General features: G+C 67.0%; 16 protein-coding genes. 9 read left to right on the top strand and 7 right to left on the bottom strand.

The features are described from left to right. Positions 1-10: 10 nt before the first annotated feature. The 6 genes from B3098_RS15460 to ribBA form a co-directional block, all read right to left on the bottom strand. A complete protein-coding gene (locus B3098_RS15460; protein WP_175137538.1) occupies positions 11-577 on the bottom strand; it encodes a CinA family protein in 567 nt (188 codons plus the stop codon). After that, positions 574-1,080: a phosphatidylglycerophosphatase A family protein gene (locus tag B3098_RS15455; RefSeq protein WP_056558833.1), complete on the bottom strand. Its 507-nt coding sequence runs from the start codon at positions 1,078-1,080 to the stop codon at positions 574-576. Before B3098_RS15455 ends, B3098_RS15460 begins: the two co-directional genes overlap by 4 nt. Positions 1,081-1,143: 63 nt before the next feature. Further along, complete coding sequence (thiL, locus tag B3098_RS15450) at positions 1,144-2,109, bottom strand: thiamine-phosphate kinase (protein WP_286897531.1); 966 nt, start codon at positions 2,107-2,109, stop codon at positions 1,144-1,146. A 145-nt stretch (positions 2,110-2,254) separates the two neighbouring features. After that, a complete protein-coding gene (nusB, locus tag B3098_RS15445) occupies positions 2,255-2,764 on the bottom strand; it encodes a transcription antitermination factor NusB (protein ID WP_175122565.1) in 510 nt (169 codons plus the stop codon). Then, positions 2,733-3,263: a 6,7-dimethyl-8-ribityllumazine synthase gene (ribH, locus tag B3098_RS15440; RefSeq protein WP_175122564.1), complete on the bottom strand. Its 531-nt coding sequence runs from the start codon at positions 3,261-3,263 to the stop codon at positions 2,733-2,735. The genes nusB and ribH overlap by 32 nt, the downstream gene beginning before the upstream one ends. 10 nt (positions 3,264-3,273) lie before the next feature. Next, a complete protein-coding gene (gene ribBA, locus B3098_RS15435; protein ID WP_286897529.1) occupies positions 3,274-4,449 on the bottom strand; it encodes a bifunctional 3,4-dihydroxy-2-butanone-4-phosphate synthase/GTP cyclohydrolase II in 1,176 nt (391 codons plus the stop codon). A gap of 148 nt (positions 4,450-4,597) precedes the next feature. Between ribBA and B3098_RS15430 the strand changes: the two genes are divergently transcribed. From B3098_RS15430 to B3098_RS15390, 9 genes are all read left to right on the top strand, one after another. Continuing rightward, complete coding sequence (locus B3098_RS15430; RefSeq protein ID WP_175122562.1) at positions 4,598-5,416, top strand: HAD-IIB family hydrolase; 819 nt, start codon at positions 4,598-4,600, stop codon at positions 5,414-5,416. A 20-nt stretch (positions 5,417-5,436) separates the two neighbouring features. Further along, positions 5,437-6,252, top strand: coding sequence for an IclR family transcriptional regulator (locus B3098_RS15425; RefSeq protein WP_105240545.1), 816 nt, complete (start codon positions 5,437-5,439; stop codon positions 6,250-6,252). 147 nt (positions 6,253-6,399) lie between these two features. Beyond that, positions 6,400-7,398: a phosphate/phosphite/phosphonate ABC transporter substrate-binding protein gene (phnD, locus tag B3098_RS15420; protein WP_056558855.1), complete on the top strand. Its 999-nt coding sequence runs from the start codon at positions 6,400-6,402 to the stop codon at positions 7,396-7,398. 6 nt (positions 7,399-7,404) lie between these two features. Further along, positions 7,405-8,175 (top strand): phosphonate ABC transporter ATP-binding protein, encoded by a 771-nt coding sequence (gene phnC, locus B3098_RS15415; protein WP_175122561.1) that lies wholly within the window; start codon positions 7,405-7,407, stop codon positions 8,173-8,175. After that, positions 8,172-9,059 (top strand): phosphonate ABC transporter, permease protein PhnE, encoded by an 888-nt coding sequence (gene phnE, locus B3098_RS15410; protein WP_286897524.1) that lies wholly within the window; start codon positions 8,172-8,174, stop codon positions 9,057-9,059. Before phnC ends, phnE (B3098_RS15410) begins: the two co-directional genes overlap by 4 nt. Then, on the top strand, positions 9,056-9,880 hold the full coding sequence (phnE, locus tag B3098_RS15405) for a phosphonate ABC transporter, permease protein PhnE (protein ID WP_175122559.1): 825 nt from the start codon (positions 9,056-9,058) through the stop codon (positions 9,878-9,880). The genes phnE (B3098_RS15410) and phnE (B3098_RS15405) overlap by 4 nt, the downstream gene beginning before the upstream one ends. 285 nt (positions 9,881-10,165) lie before the next feature. Next, complete coding sequence (locus tag B3098_RS15400; protein WP_286897522.1) at positions 10,166-11,824, top strand: CYTH and CHAD domain-containing protein; 1,659 nt, start codon at positions 10,166-10,168, stop codon at positions 11,822-11,824. Positions 11,825-12,099: 275 nt separating this feature from the next. Then, positions 12,100-12,297, top strand: coding sequence for a hypothetical protein (locus tag B3098_RS15395; protein WP_286897520.1), 198 nt, complete (start codon positions 12,100-12,102; stop codon positions 12,295-12,297). A 46-nt stretch (positions 12,298-12,343) separates the two neighbouring features. After that, positions 12,344-14,539: a phosphocholine-specific phospholipase C gene (locus B3098_RS15390; RefSeq protein ID WP_286897519.1), complete on the top strand. Its 2,196-nt coding sequence runs from the start codon at positions 12,344-12,346 to the stop codon at positions 14,537-14,539. Positions 14,540-14,749: 210 nt separating this feature from the next. On the opposite strand, the gene ftsY is transcribed toward B3098_RS15390, so the two are convergent. Next, complete coding sequence (ftsY, locus tag B3098_RS15385) at positions 14,750-16,030, bottom strand: signal recognition particle-docking protein FtsY (protein ID WP_286897517.1); 1,281 nt, start codon at positions 16,028-16,030, stop codon at positions 14,750-14,752. Between the last annotated feature and the right edge of the window lie 194 nt (positions 16,031-16,224).

The raw sequence follows: 16,224 nt of genomic DNA, 5'->3' as shown, positions 1-16,224 counted from the left end.
GCGCGGGATTTCAGCGCCGGTTGATCGGCACGCCGGCAAATTCCAGCACCGCCCGCAGCGCGAACTCCACCGCCGCCTGGCGCACCTGCCCCCGGTCGCCCTGGAACACATGCGTCACCGCGCGGCTGCTGATGCCGTCGCCCACCCGCATGGCAAAGCCGAAGCACACCATGCCCACCGGTTTGCCCGGCGTCGCGCCGCCCGGACCGGCGATGCCGGTGGTCGACATCGCGACGTGCGCATTGGGCACGGCCAGCAGCACGCCGTTGGCCATTTCCAGCGCGATGGGTTCGCTGACCGCGCCAAAGTGATGCAGCGTTTCAGGCGACACCTCCAGTTCGGTAACCTTGGCGTCGTTGCTGTAAGTGACGAAGCCGCGCTCGAACCATTCGCTGGAACCGGCCACCGCGGTAATAGCGCCGGCCAACAGGCCGCCGGTGCAGGATTCGGCGGTGCCCAGCATCCACCCCTGCTGCCGCAGCACGTCGCCCAATCGTTCGGACAGGCCGAGTATCGTCGCTTCCGACAACTGCGCGGCCGACAGATTGGTCCGCGCGCCTTCAAGCTGATCGTTCATCCCAAGACTCCTGTGCGGGCCACCAGCGCCATCACCAGCAAGGCGTAGCCGGCAGCCACGATATCGTCCCACATGACTCCGAAGCCGCCCTTGATATGGGCGTCGAAGAACTTGATGGGTGGCGGCTTGACGATGTCGAACGTGCGGAACAGCACGAACGCCAGCGCCTGCGACAACCAACCGGCCGGCGTCAGCCACAGCACCAGCCAGAACGCCACCATCTCATCCCAGACCATTCCGACATGATCCGGCTGCTGGAGTTCTCGGCCGACGCGATGGCAGGCCCAGCATCCGTAGAGAAATGCCAGGGCCAGAAACACGCCGATGGCCAGGTCCGACGCCGCAGGCGCCGCCGCCACCCAGATGCCCCAAGCAAGCAGCGTGCCCCACGTACCGGAGGCAGGTCGGATCAGTCCGCTGCCAAAGCCGAACGCGATCAGCCGGCCGGGATCACGGCAGACCCAGGACACGGCCGGGTACGCGGCCCGGCTGCGATCGCGCATGGAGGTGGAGTGCTTATCAGTGGAAGACATGGGAGTTGGGTCAGAACGACAGGAGGCCGCGGATCAGTCCGCGGGAAAGTGATCGAAGCCGGCGGGCAGGTCCGCCAGCGGCTGGCCTTGCGCATCGACGACGGTCATGCCGGGCTGCGGCAAAATCTCGCCCACGCGGGTCACCCGGGAGCCGGCAGAGGCGGCGGCCGCCAGCACCGCTTCGCGCCGAGACGCTGGCGCGGTGAAACACAGTTGGTAGACGTCGCCCCCGCCCAGCAGCGCGCGTTGCAGCGGTGCGGCATCCAGGCCCGACAGCGCCGGCGCCATGGGCAAGTCCGCAAACCGCAGGCAGGCGCCCGCGCGGCTGGCGGCCAGGATGTGGCCCAGGTCCTGCAACAGGCCGTCGGACAGATCGATCGCCGCATTCGCGATGCCGCGCAGCGCAAGGCCCAGCGCCACTTGCGGCTCGGGCCACTCGAGCGCGCCACGGGTAGCGGCCAGCAGTGCCGCGTCGGCCGGATACTGCCCATCCAGCAGCCGATAGGCCACGTCGGCCGCGCCCAGTTCGCCGGAAACCCAGATGTCGTCGCCGCCTCGCGCGCCGTCGCGGCGCAGCGCCTGTCCAGCCGGCACCGAGCCGAACACCGTCACGCTGATCGCCAGATCGTGCGCGCTGCGCGTGGTGTCGCCGCCAATCAGCGGGCAGCCATGGGCCGCCGCCAACGCGTGAAAGCCCTCGGCAAACGCCGCCAGCCACGGCTCACGCAAGTGGGGCAACGCCAGGCCCAGCACGCAGCCAATCGGGCGCGCGCCCATGGCAGCCAAGTCGGACAGATTCACCGCCAGCGCCTTGTGGCCCAGCGCTTTGGGATCAACATCGGGAAAGAAATGCCGGCCTTCCAGCAGCAGATCCGTGCTGGTGGCCACCTGTTCACCGGGCGGAACAGGAAACAGCGCGCAGTCGTCGCCAACACCTAACAGGTCGGCCGGCGCGGCACGCGTGAAGTAGCGCGCAATCAGATCAAATTCAGACGCCACCGCGCCTCCTAAGCGGCGTTCAAGAATCGCCGTCGACTTCTAACGGGTGCCCCGCAGCGGGGCCGCGCGGATCCGGGCTCCGCCGGTCCGCAGCGGCGCCCCCTGGGGGGAAGCGCGAAGCGCTGCGGGGGGGGACTCCGCCCCCCTATCGGCGTTGTTGCGCCGCGGCCTGGACTTCGTGCGCGCGAACGTCGGCGGCAAGCTTGTCGAGCACGCCGTTGACGAACTTGAAGCCGTCGGTGCCGCCAAACGACTTGGCAAGTTCCACGGCCTCGTTGATGGCGACCTTGTACGGGACTTCGACGTGATGAATCAGTTCGAAGCTACCGATCAGCAGGATGCCATGCTCAACGGGCGACAACTCGGCCAGCGGGCGGTCGACGTAGGGCGTGAAGCGTTCGCGCAGGGTGGGCGCTTCGCGCAGCACGCCGTGCAGCAAGGTCTTGAACCATTGCGCGTCGGCCTCGGAGAAGTCCTCCGTGTCGCGCAGATGGGCGTCGATCTCGCCGGCGTCCTGCGTGCCTTCGCCGCCGCGCAGCAGCCACGCGTACACGCCCTGCAGCGCGAATTCGCGCGCACGGCGGCGCGCGCTGCGCGCGTTGGCGCGGGCCTGCGCCGCGCTATCAGCGCTGGTCGTCGTCTTCTTCGTCGTCAAAATCTTCGTCCTCGTCGTCTTCGTCTTCGTCTTCTTCCTCGGGTTCCAGCGCTGCCACCAGATTGGCCATTTCGACGGCCACCTGGGCGCAGTCGCGGCCCTTGCCGGCCGCGCGGGCCTGCGCCTGCTCGTCGGTGTCGACGGTCAGCACGCCGTTCGCGACGGGGACGCCGGTTTCGAGGGAGATACGGGTGATTGCCGTGGCCATTTCATTGCTGACCACTTCAAAGTGATAGGTTTCGCCGCGGATGACCGCGCCCAGCGCGATCAGGGCGTCGAACTCGAACGTTTCGGCCATGTGGGACAGGGCCACGCCCAGTTCCAGGGCGCCGGGCACGGTGGCGACCATGACGTCGCGCTCGTCCACGCCCAGTTCGGCCAGTTCCTTCAGGCACGCTTCGAGTTCGGCCTGGCCGATTTCTTCATTGAAGCGGGCGCGTACGATGCCGATGTGCAGCCCTTCGCCGTTCAGGTCGGGGGTAAGGATGTAAGGGTTCATGTGTCGGCCTTCAGTGTGTTGCGGGAGTGTTCTGCGGGTCGCAATCGTAACCCGTAATGGTGAGCGAGAAGCCCGCCATGCTGGGCATCTTGCGCGGCCGGGCCAGGAGCCTCATTTGCCCCACGTTCAGGTCGCGCAGAATCTGGGCGCCGATCCCGTAGGTGCGCAGACCGAAGCGGTCGGCGTTCGCAGGATTGGCCTGCGCCATCGGGTCGTTCCAACCTGCAATCTGGCCAAACAGATGTTCCGTGGAAGACTGGCAGTTCATCAGCACCAGCACGCCGGCCGGGGCGGCGGCGATGGCCTCGAGCGCCTGGGCCACGCCCCAGCTATGCGGGCTGGCGCCGGTATCCAGCACATCCAGCACGGACGCCGGCTCGTGCACGCGCACCAGCGTCTCGGCGTCGGGAGTCACATTACCATGCACCAGCGCCAAATGGGCGGAGCCGGTGGCGGCGTCTTCGTAGGCCACGGCCTCGAACGTGCCCCAGGCCGTCTGCATGGTGCGCTTGCCCACGCGCTTGACGATGGACTCGTGCTCGCTGCGGTATTGGATCAGGTCGGCGATGGTGCCGATCTTCAGGTCGTGCTGGCGAGCGAACTCAACCAGGTCCGGCAGGCGGGCCATCGTGCCATCGGGTTTGAGGATTTCGCAGATGACGGCGGCGGGCGTCAGGCCCGCCATGGCGGTCAGGTCGCAGCCGGCCTCGGTGTGGCCGGCGCGCACCAGCACGCCGCCGGGTACGGCGCGCACCGGGAAGATGTGGCCGGGCTGGACCAGATCGGCTGGCTTGGCGTCGCGCGCCACGGCCACCTGGATGGTGCGGGCGCGGTCGGCGGCCGAAATGCCGGTCTCGACGCCTTCGGCGGCTTCGATGGACTGCGTGAAATTGGTGCCGTAACGGGTGCCGTTGCGGGCGGCCATCATCGGCAGCTCAAGCTGGCGGCAGCGTTCTTCGGTCAGCGTCAGGCACACGAGACCGCGGCCGTGGGTAACCATGAAGTTGATGGCTTCAGGCGTGACGAATTCGGCGGCCATGACGAGGTCGCCCTCGTTTTCGCGGTCTTCTTCATCAACCAGAATGACGATGCGGCCGGCGCGCAGCTCGGCGATGATCTCGGCAACCGAAGCGATGCCGAAGGATTCCGGCTCGGAGCCGGACAAGGAGGACAACTGGACGGACATGGCGTGACACGTAAACCAGGCGGGAAAGCCCGGATTTTACCGCCCTCACGGGCCGAACCCCTATTGGCGTCTTGCCGCCCCGTCCGGACAGGGGCATCCGGTTAAACTTTCGCCCGGAGATCCCCCAGAAAAACGAAGGAAAAACCTCATGCAAGCCCTTGCGGCCATGCCTTTGAACGTCGCGGCAGCCGTCCGCGTCGTCTTGACCGACATCGACGACACGCTGACCACCGAAGGCCGCCTGCCGGCCGACGCGTACGCCGCACTTGAACGCCTGGAACAGGCCGGCATCCAGGTCGTGCCGATCACCGGCCGCCCGGCCGGCTGGTGCGACCACATCGCCCGCATGTGGCCGGTGCGCGCCGTGGTCGGCGAGAACGGCGCGTTCTATTACGCCTACGACCGTCAGGCCCGCCGCATGACCACGCACTACTGGACCGACGCCGCCTCGCGCCAGGAAAGCCGCAAGCGGCTGGACGCGATCCGCGACCGCGTCCTGGCTGAAGTGCCCGGCAGCGCCGTCGCCAGCGACCAGGATTACCGCGTGGCGGACCTGGCCATCGATTTCTGCGAAGACGTGCCCGCCCTGCCCGACGCCGCGATCAGCCGCATCGTCCAGATCTTCCAGGACGCCGGCGCGCAGGCCAAGGTCAGCTCCATCCACGTCAACGGCTGGTTTGGCGACTACGACAAGCTCACCATGACGCGCACGATGTTCCAGCGCGAGTTCGGCATGGACGTGGCCGGCGCCCTGGACAGCACGCTGTTCATTGGCGATTCGCCCAACGATGAGCCGATGTTCGCCTACTTCCCGATCTCGGTCGGCGTGGCCAACATCCAGGCCCAGTTGCACCGCCTGACGCACCGCCCCGCCTTTGTCGCCGCCTTTCATGGCGGCGGCGGCTTCGTCGAAATGGCCGACCGGCTGCTTGCCGCGCGCCAGTCCTCCCAAGTCCAGCCGGCTTAACGGTTTAAGGTCAGCATACCGTGGCAACTTCCAAGACCGCGGCGCCCGCCGCCAACGACGGCCGCCGCAGCATCCAGTCCATCGAGGTCGGCGTGCCGCTGCTGGCCGCGCTGGTCGACGCGGGCAAGCCCCTGACGCTGCGCGACCTGGCAGCCGGCGCGGGCATGACGTCCGCCAAGGCGCACCCGTACCTCGTGAGCTTCATCCGCGTCGGACTGGTGCAGCAGGACGCCGTCACCGGCCAGTACGAGCTGGGTCCCTTCGCCCTGCAGATGGGGTTGGTCAGCCTGCAGCGCCTGGACCCGGTGCGCGTCGCCATGCCGGAAATCGCCAAGCTGCAGTCCGACATCGGCCACACGCTGGGCATCGCGGTGCTGGGCTCGCACGGCCCCACCATGATCCACATGACCGAAGCCAGCTATCCGGTCCACGTGAACATGCGCAAGGGCACCGTGATGTCCATGCTGCACACCGCCACCGGCCTGGTGTTTGCGGCGTGGCTGCCGCCCAAGGTCAGTGAGCACTACATCGCGCGCGAGGAAGGCGACACCGCCGTCATCGCCAGCGTGCCGCCGCCACGCAAGGCCTCCCGCGCCAACATCGAGGCGCAACTGGCCGACATCCGCGTGCACGGCATGGCCCGCGCGCTGGGCAATCCGCTGCCAGGCGTGGACGCGCTGTCGGTGCCGGTGTTCGACAACACGGGCAGCATCGTGCTGGCGCTGACCAGCCTCGGCCCCACCGGTCTGTTCGACGTGTCGTGGGACGGCGCGATCGCGCGTCCGCTTATCGCATGCGCCCAGGAAATCTCCCGCAAGCTGGGCTTTCGGGGCTGAGCGCGTTTTCGCGCAAAAACGAACGCAAAGCGAACAAAACGAACAAAAGACGAAAAGAAAGGCAGGGACTTTCCCGAGTGTGCCGTCCCCCGTTGTGTGTTTGAATTCAGCAAAGATTCAATTCATACCTACACGAGGAGACACACGATGCAAGCCTTGCGTCTTATGCAGGCGGCCGCGCTGGCCGCATTCGCTTTTGGAGCTTCCGCCGCCCAGGCCGCCGACACCTGCTCGAACCGCGGCGATCTTGATCAGATGTATTGCGACTCGAACAAGGACCTGGTGGCCGACACCCCCACCGACGCGTCCAAGCTCAAGACGCCTTCCACGCTGGTGTTCACCTACACGCCGGTCGAAGATCCGGCCGTGTACGAAGACATCTTCAAGCCCTTCACCAAGCACCTGTCCGAATGCACGGGCAAGCGCGTCGTGTTCTATCAGGTGCAGAGCAACGCGGCTGAAATCGAAGCCATGCGCTCGGGCCGCCTGCACGTCGGCGGCTTCTCGACCGGTCCCACCGCCTTTGCCGTGAACATCGCCGGCGCCGTGCCGTTTGCCGTGAAGGGCTATGCCGACGGCTTCCAGGGCTACAACCTGATCGTCATCGTCAAGAAGGACAGCCCCTACCAGAAGCTGACCGACCTGAAGGGCAAGAAGCTCGCGCACACCGCGCCCTCGTCGAACTCCGGCCACATGGCGCCCGTCGCCCTGTTCCCGAAGGAAGGCCTGACGCCCGACAAAGACTACAAGGTCATCTTCTCCGGCAAGCACGACCAGTCGGTCATGGGCGTGAACTCCGGCGACTACGACGCCGCCGCCGTGGCATCGGACGTCTTCAAGCGCATGGTCGAACGCGGCCAAGTCAAGGAAGCCGATTTCCGCATCATCTACACCAGCGAAAAATTCCCGACTTCGTCGTTCGCCTACGCGCATGACCTGGAACCGAAGTTCCGCGACCAGATGCTCAAGTGCTTCTACGACTACCGCTTCCCGCCGGAAATGTCCAAGGCCTTCGACAACGCCGACCGCTTCTACCCGGTGACGTACGAGAAGGACTGGGCCATCGTCCGCCAGGTCGCTGAATCCGGTGGCGAAAGCTTCAACCGCGCGGCCTACGACCGCGAATCCGCAAAGAGCAAGAAGTAATCCAGCATGACGACGTCGCTACGCATTTCCGGCCTGGTCAAGGAATACCGTGCCGGCCGGCCGGTACTGAACGGCATTGACCTGCAGATCGCCGGTCAGGGGCTCACCGCCATCATCGGTCCTTCGGGCACTGGCAAAAGCACGCTCCTGCGCTGCATCAACCGGCTGATCGAACCCACCAAGGGCGAGATCATCCTGCAGTCCCAGGACGGCACCGTGGACCTGGCGCAAGTGCGCGGCGCGTCGCTGCGCCGCGCGCGCCGCCGCATCGGCATGGTGTTCCAGGAATACAACCTAGTCGAACGCCTGACCGTGATGGAAAACCTGCTGACCGGCCGGCTGGGGTACACCTCGGCCATGAAGGCCTGGATGCGCCGCTTCGAGCCCGAGGACATCGAGCACGCCTACAAGCTGCTCGACACCGTGGGCCTGGCCGGGTTTGCCGACCAGCGCGCCGATGCGCTGTCGGGCGGCCAGCGCCAGCGCGTGGGCATTGCCCGCGCGCTGATGCAGCGCCCGCAGGTGCTGCTGGCCGACGAGCCGACGTCGTCGCTGGATCCCAAGACCTCCGTCGAAATCATGGAACTGCTGTCCGCGCAGGGCAGCGCCTCGGGCATTCCCGTCATCGTCAACATCCACGACGTCGAACTGGCGCGCCGCTATGCCACGCGCATCGTGGGCATGTCGGGCGGCCACGTAGTCTACGACGGCGACGGCCAGGGCCTGGACGCGACCATGCTCAAGACCATCTATGGAGGCGAGTCTTGGCTGGAATGACGCAACCCCGGGGCGGCATCCGCCCCTTCGCCATGTCAGGGCGCGCCAAGGCAGGCGTGCTGCTGCTGGTGCTCTACACCGTCTATGCCGCCGCACAGCTGGACTTCAGCTGGTCGCGCTTCGAAGCCGGCATGGGCCATGCGTCGACGTTCCTGGCGCGCATGTTCCCGCCCAATTTCGAAAAGCCCGCCACCTTGTGGAAGGGCATCGCCGAAAGTCTTGAAATCGCGGTCCTGGCGTCGATGCTGGGCATCTTCCTTGCCCTGCCCGTGGGCCTCCTGGGCGCGCGCAACCTGATGCCCGCCTGGATTTCGTGGCCCGCGCGTTCAATCGTCGCGCTGTGCCGCGCGCTGCACCCGGTCATCGTCGCCATCCTGTTCGTCAAGGCCGTGGGCTTTGGCGCGCTGGCCGGCATCCTGGCGCTGACCGTCGCGTCCATCGGCTTCATCGGCAAGCTTTTCACCGAAGCCATCGAGGAGATCTCGCTCAAGCAGGTCGAAGCGGTGCGCGCGACCGGCGCGTCGTTCTCCAACGTCATCGTGTTCGGCGTGCTGCCGCAGGTGTTCGCGCGTTTCATCGGCTTTGCCACCTATCAGTTCGACTCCAACCTGCGCAACTCCACCATGGTGGGGATCGTGGGCGCGGGCGGCGTGGGCGGCACGTTGTTCTCGGCCTTCCAGCGCTTCGATTACGACTTCGTCAGCGCCATCCTGCTGACCCTGATCGCGATCATCATGCTGGGTGAAATCCTGGCCGGCTTCGTGCGGGCGGTGTTCCTGGACAACCTGGGCTTTGACCGCATCCTGCAAAGCCGCTTCGCTGGCGCCCGCGGTCTGGGCAGCGGCAAGCCGACGGCCGCGCGCAAGGCGGAGGTGGAAGAATGAACGCCCACGTCTCCCCCTTGAACCCCGCCGGCCAGCCGCGTGTCTGGCAGCGCTACAGCATGGGCCAGCGCCTGCTGCGCTTTGCGCTGTACTTGCTGCTGGTGGCGGCGGTCGTGCAAGCAATACGCGGCGTGGAGGTCATCCCCGAGTTCCTGTACGACGCACCGGAACAGATGGCCGACCTCTTCCGCCGGATGTGGCCGATCGATTGGGCCTACTACCCCGATGGTGTACACGCGGCCCTGATCGAAACGTTGCACATCGCCACCTTGGGCACCATTCTTTCGGTGTTCATGGCGGTCCCGGTGGGTCTGCTGGCGGCCAACAACCTCACGCCCAGCAAGACCATCAACATGCTGGCCCGCCTGATCCTGGTGTCCAGCCGTTCGGTCAACTCGCTGGTGTGGGCGCTGCTATTCATCGCCATCTTCGGACCGGGCGCCCTGGCCGGCACGCTGGCCATCGCCTTCCGCTCGATCGGCTTTGTCGGCAAGCTGGTCGGCGAAGCCATCGAGGAAGCCCAGCGCGGCCCCATCGAAGCCGTCACGGCCACCGGCGCAAGCAAGGCCTCGGTGATCTGGTACGCCTACTGGCCGCAGATCCGCCCGGCGTTCTGGTCCATCGTGCTGCTGCGCTGGGACATCAACGTGCGCGAATCCGCGGTGCTGGGACTGGTCGGCGCCGGCGGCATCGGCATGGCGCTGGATACCGCGCTGAACCTGTTCCAGTGGGACCGCGTCGCGCTGGTGCTGGCCGCGATCTTCGTAGTCGTCGTGCTGGCCGAAGTCATCATCACCCAGGCGCGCAAACGCATCCTGTAGCGCCCCCGCACCGCTTTACGCCTGTCGGTTTCCCCTGACTCGCGCTCCCTTCGCCGCCCCACATGGGGCGGCGTTTTCTTTGAGCGAGCGCGTTCCGGTGACTGACATCCGCACTTTCCTTTCTGTTCGCAAGCAACGCAAAAGCGCCTCCTCGCCCTTGATGGGCCGCCTTGTTTTTGCGCCGCGATCACGTCTATGCTCAATGTGAACAAAATATGAACGGTCATCAAAACGCACCCCCGCCTTGATTAACATCTTGGCTTTTGCCGTTGGACACCCGCTGCCATGTCGGAACAGGAATTGAAACTGCACGTGCCCACGGCTTCACGCCAGGCCGTGCTGCGTGAAGTCAAGCAACGCGAGGCCACGCGCATTCGCTTGCATGCCATGTATTTCGACACGCCGGAACGCGAGCTTGCGCGGGCGCGCATCGCCATCCGGCTGCGGCAGGAAGGCTCCGATTGGGTGCAGACGCTGAAGATGCCCGGCGCCGATGCGATCTCGCGCATCGAGATGAACCACCCGCGGCCCGGTCCCGTGCTCGACCTGTCCGTCTATGCCGGCACCGACGTCGAGGGCCCGCTGTCCGCCATCAAGGGCGAACTGGGCCTGCGCTACGAAACCGACGTGCAGCGCCTCTTGCGCAAGATCCGCACGCGCTTCGGCACGGTCGAGCTGGCCTACGACACCGGCATCCTGCGCGCCGGCGCGCTGGAATTGCCGATCTCCGAACTGGAATTCGAACTGGTGTCGGGCCGTCCCGCCGCCATCTTCGCGGCGGCGCGCGGCTGGCAACAGCGTCATGCGCTGATCCTGGACCCCCGCAGCAAATCCGAACGCGGCGACGCGCTGGCCCAGTTGGCGAATCGCCTCGCCGAGGTCGACGCCGCTGCCGGCGATGACCACGAAGCGCGCCGCGCGCAGGCCATCGCCCAGTTCTGGGCCCCGCGCGGTGCGTCGTCCGTGAAGCTGCGCGACGACATGACGCCGCCGCAGGCCATGGGCGCGATCGCGGCCGAATGTCTGGACCAGATCTGCCGCAATGCGGCGGTGCTGGCCGAGGTCGACACGGAAGGCGTCTACCGCGCCGGCAACTCCGAACACGTGCATCAACTGCGCGTCGGCGTGCGCCGGCTGCGGTCGGCCTGGAAGCTCTTCGACGGCTGGATCGCCCCGGTGCCCGACGCGTTGCTGCAGGGCGTGCGCACGCACTTCGCGGCCTTCGGCGCCAACCGCGATCAGGACGTGCTGAACGAGACCGTTGCCCCCGCGCTGCTGCGCGCCGGCATGCCCGTGATCCCGATGGAAGCCGCGCCGCCCGACGAAGACGCGCAGACCATCGCGGGCGGCCAGGCCTTCCAGGCATGGTTGCTCACGCTACTGGAATGGTCGCTCGACGTGCCGCCCGTGCAACCTGACACGGACAGCCAGACCATCGCCAACGGCACCCCCAGCGACGCCGCGCCCGAGCCCGCCATCCGGCTGGAAGGCGGTGTGGCCGGTCCCATCGTCAAGCCCACCATCATCCCGATGCTGACGCCGGAACCCGAGCCGCAGCACCTGCACAAGCTGCTCGCCCGCCGCCTGCACCGCTGGCACGACAAGGTGGCCGACCAGGGTACGCATTTCGCGGCACTGGACATCCCCGCCCGCCACGATCTGCGCAAGCGCGGCAAGCGCCTGCGCTATGGCCTGTCGTTCGCTGAATCGCTGCTGCCCGCCAGCAAGCTGCGCGGCTATCGCAAGCTGCTGTCCCGCGTGCAGGACGTGCTGGGCGAAATCAACGACCTGGCGATGGCGAAGGACTACTACCAGTCGTGTACGGCGACGCATCCGCAAGCCTGGTTCGCGCTGGGCTGGATCAGCGCACGCTTGGACGAACTGGTCGTCGAAGCGCAGCAGGCCTTCGACGACCTCGCGCGCAGCAAACCGTTCTGGAAGTAGCGCGCATCGCGCGCGTTTAACCCATGCGAAAGTCCCGCGTTGAATTCGATTTCACCTGGACACGCATCTAGCATGGCGTTTCAAAAAAGGGGCGCCTGACAGCTTCGCGTCAGGCCCCTGTCAATTCGTCGACATCCGGCGTGCCAATACTCATTGGCTGTCGTCCGGACACACTGCCGGGCGCATTCGTGGCCCGCAGCTTCCGCCCGACACTCGTCCTGTGTGACGGCGCAACGGCCAGCGCGGGCCGTCCGCCCATCCACGCACTCAGAGTCATGCAAACCATTTCCCCCTTCCTGGTCATTGCCAGACGCGGCCTCGCGGCCTGCTGCGCGCTTTCGCTGGTGTTCTCGCTTGCCGCATGCGGCGGCGACGACGACGACACGGACGAACCGGCGCCGCCCCCCACCACGACGCCCACTACGCCCACCACGCCCGCCCCGACTACCTGCGCGGCGCATTGTGCGCCATGATGCCGGCAGTGCTGCCGTTTCCTGCAAACTCCAGACAGAACAGCCAATGACGATCGACGCCTCCAAGAGAAAGTTCTTCACGACCACGCTCGGCGCCACCGCCGCGATGAGCGCCTTGTCGATGTTTCCGCCCAGCATCCGCCGCGCCCTCGCGATTGAAGCCGACAGCCCCACCGGCACCATCCAGGACGTCAAGCACGTCGTGATGCTGATGCTGGAAAACCGCTCATTCGACGGCTACTTTGGCACCTTCCCGGGCGTGCGCGGCTTCGGCGACCGCTTCCCCATTCCGCTCGCCAACGGCAAGTCGGTATTCCATCAAACGCGCAGCGACGGCACGCTGGAACTGCCTTATCACCTGGACGCGCGGCTGGGCAACGCGCAGCGCGCGGGCAGCACGCCGCACTCGTGGCCGAACTGTCAGGCCGCCTGGGACCACGGCCGCATGAACCGCTGGCCCAGCGCCAAGCAGCCGTTGTCGATGGGCTACTACGAGACCGCCGAAGTGCCGTTCCACCGCGCGCTGGCCGACGCCTTCACGCTGTGCGACAGCTACCACTGTGCGATGCACGCGGGCACGATCCCCAACCGCCTCTTCTTCTGGACAGGCACCAACGGCCCCAGCGGCGACAACGTGTCGGTCGTGATGAACGAGATGAACGACGGCGCCGACGTGGGGCCTTCGACCGAGGGCTGGACCTGGACGACATACGCCGACCGCCTGCAGCAGGCCGGCGTGATCTGGAAGGTCTACCAGAACATCCCCGACAACTTCGGCTGCAACGAGATGATGAGCTTTCGCCACTGGCGCGCCGAGATCGAAAAGATGCCGACGGACCGCCAGGTCACGAACCAGGGCGGTCCCGCGTACAACCCGGCCATCGACGACCAGTTCAGCCCATTTGCCAAGGGCTTTGGCAACACCATGCCGGACGGCGGCTTGCTGCAAAGCCTGCGCGACGACGTGATGAACGGCACGCTGCCCGAGGTGTCGTGGATCATCCCGCCGGCGGCGTATAGCGAGCACCCCGGCCCGTCGAGCCCCGCAAAGGGTGCGTGGTACATCCAGGCCGCGCTGGACGCGCTGACGCAGTCGCCCGAGGTCTGGAGCAAGACCGTGTTCCTGGTCACGTACGACGAGAACGACGGCTTCTTCGACCACATGCCCACACCCAGCGCGCCGTCCCGCAACGACGACGGCACGCTGGCCGGCAAGTCCACGCTGACGGACGCCGAGATGGCCTTCGAGTACAACACCTACACGCCCGCCACGCCCAAGCAGTTGACCGCCGATGGCAAACCCTACGGTCCCGGCATGCGCGTGCCGATGTGGGTGATCTCGCCGTGGAGCCGTGGCGGCTGGGTCAATTCGCAGGTGTTCGACCACACCTCGGCGTTGCGCTTTCTCGAACAGCGCTTCGGCGTCATGGAACCCAACATCAGCGCATTCCGCCGCGCCGTGTGCGGCGACCTCACGTCCACGCTGAACTTCGTGTCGCCCAACGGCGCGCCGCTGCCCACGCTGTCCGGCCGCACCACCAAGACGGACGCCGACGGCCTGACCACTTGGCAGGAGGCACAACCGGCTATCGCCATCCCGGCGCAACAGACGCTGGCCCCGCAGGCGCAAGGCACACGGCCCTCGCGTGCGTTGCCGTATGAACTGCACACCAGCGCCCGCGAGGACGTGCGTGAGAACCGGGTCCGGCTGCTGTTCGCCAACGCCAGCTCGGCCAAGACGGCGGCGGTGTTCCATGTGTACGACAAGCTGCATCTGGACCGCATCCCGCGCCGTTATGTGGTTGAAGCGGGCAAGTCGCTGGACGACGCGTGGGACGTGTCAGGCGACGCGGGCAAGTACGACCTGTGGGTGCTGGGGCCGAACGGTTTTCACCGCGCGTTCGCAGGCGATCTGATGCAGGCGGGCGGCGCTCAGCCGGAGATACAGGTGTGCTACGTGCCGTGTGATGATCCGCAGGTGCAGGTCAAGCTGCACAACAATGGCGCGACGGCTTGCACGTTCACCGTCAAGGCGATGGCGTACCGCGGCGACGGGCCTTGGACTGCGACGGTCGAACCTGGACAGACCGGCGAGCTTGCGTGGCCGGTCAGCGACAGCGGCCAATGGTATGACTTCGCGGTTGCTTGCGAGGGGTATGCGGCGTTCCAGCGGCGCTTTGCCGGTCGGATGGAGACGGGCAAGGATCTGATCAGCGATCCGGCGATGGGTCAGATCGGGTAAGGCGGACGCCGGCGCTGCGGGTGGCGCTGGCGGCGCTGCGCCTGGCGCCGTTGGTGGACGCCGCTGACCGCGCCGTTCGCAGCGCTATTCGTGGCTGCGCGTGCCCCGGAAACGACAACGGGACGGCGCTTTCGCGTCGTCCCGTCAGATGGGTCTTCCTGGGCCTTTACGGCCTCTTGCAAGACAGCGATGAGTTCCGAATGAACGGACTCAGTCGGCCAGCAACGCCGCCGCGAACTCGTCCGCCACGAAGGGCTGCAGGTCTTCCAGGCTTTCGCCGACGCCGATCCAGTACACCGGCACCGGGCGCACGCCTTGGCTGCCGGCTGCGACGGCGGCCAGCGTGCCGCCCTTGGCGGTGCCGTCCAGCTTGGTCACGACCAGGCCGGTCAGGTTGATCGCGGCGTCGAAAGCGCGGATCTGCGCCAGCGCATTCTGACCCGTGTTGCCGTCCACCACCAGCAGCACCTCGTGCGGCGCGCTGACGTCCGCCTTGCCGATGACGCGTCGGATCTTCTTCAGTTCTTCCATCAGGTGCAGCTGCGTGGGCAGACGGCCGGCCGTATCCACCATCACCACGCCCATGCCGCGCGCGCGACCGGCATTGACCGAGTCGAACGCCACGGCGGCGGGATCGCCGCCATCCTGCGAAATCACGCTGACGTTGTTGCGGCTGCCCCATTCCACCAACTGCTCGCGAGCGGCGGCGCGGAACGTGTCGCCGGCGGCCAGCAGCACGCTGGCGCCCTGGCGCTGGAACGTATGCGCCAGCTTGCCGATGGACGTGGTCTTGCCCGCGCCGTTCACGCCGGCAATCATGACCACCAGCGGTTGCGTGCGCTTCAGATCAAAGGCGCGCTCCAGCGGACGCAGATGATCGGCCAGCAGTTGGCGCAACGCCGTCTTCACCTTGGCCGGGTCTTCGATGCGTTCCTTCTTGACGCGCGCGCGCAGCGCGGTCAGAAGCTTCTCGGTGGCCTCAAGGCCGGCATCGGCCATAATGAGGGCCGATTCGAGTTCCTCGAACAGGTTCTCGTCGACCTTCACGCCGACAAAAATGCCGCCGATGCTTTGGCCCGTGCGGGACAGTCCTTGCTTCAGGCGCGACAGCCAGGAGGCCTTCTTGGGCGCCTCGGCGGGTGCGGGTTCCGGGACAGCTGGGACAACCGGCGCAGGCGCCGCGACAGGCGCAAGCGTTGATACCGGCGCAGGTGCCGGGGTCGCAGGAGCAGGTGCCGGGACTACAGGCGCAGGTGCCGGCACGGGCGCGACCACCGGTGCAGGCGCCGGGACGGGCGGCTGCGGTGCACGGAACGGCTCAGTGGCGGGAGCGGCGCCAGCGGCTGCTGCAGACGCCGCGACCGGTGCGGAAGCCGGCGCGGTACGCGTGAGGGACGGCGCGGCCGGAGTCGGAGTCGGAGTCGGAGTCGGCGCAGGCTGTGCAGACGTCGTGACCGGCGCAGGCGTTGCCGAGACGGACGGTGCTGGCATAGGCGCCGCCGGAACGGGCGCCGTCACAGGCGCAGTGACCGGCGCTGCAACCGGCGCAACCGGTTCCTGACGAAGCTCGGGAGCAGGCGACGCAGGCGTCGGGCTGGACGGAGCCGAAGACGGCTCCGCGGGCGCGACTGGCGCGTCGACAACCTCCGGCGGCGACGCGGGCTGAGCCGGCGTGGCGGGCGGAG

Source organism: Achromobacter sp. UBA2119, from assembly GCF_002331005.1.
Taxonomy (GTDB): Bacteria; Pseudomonadota; Gammaproteobacteria; order Burkholderiales; family Burkholderiaceae_B; genus Achromobacter; species Achromobacter animicus.
The sequence above is the reverse complement of the archived record's forward strand: the minus strand, read 5'-3'. Positions and strand labels throughout refer to the sequence as shown.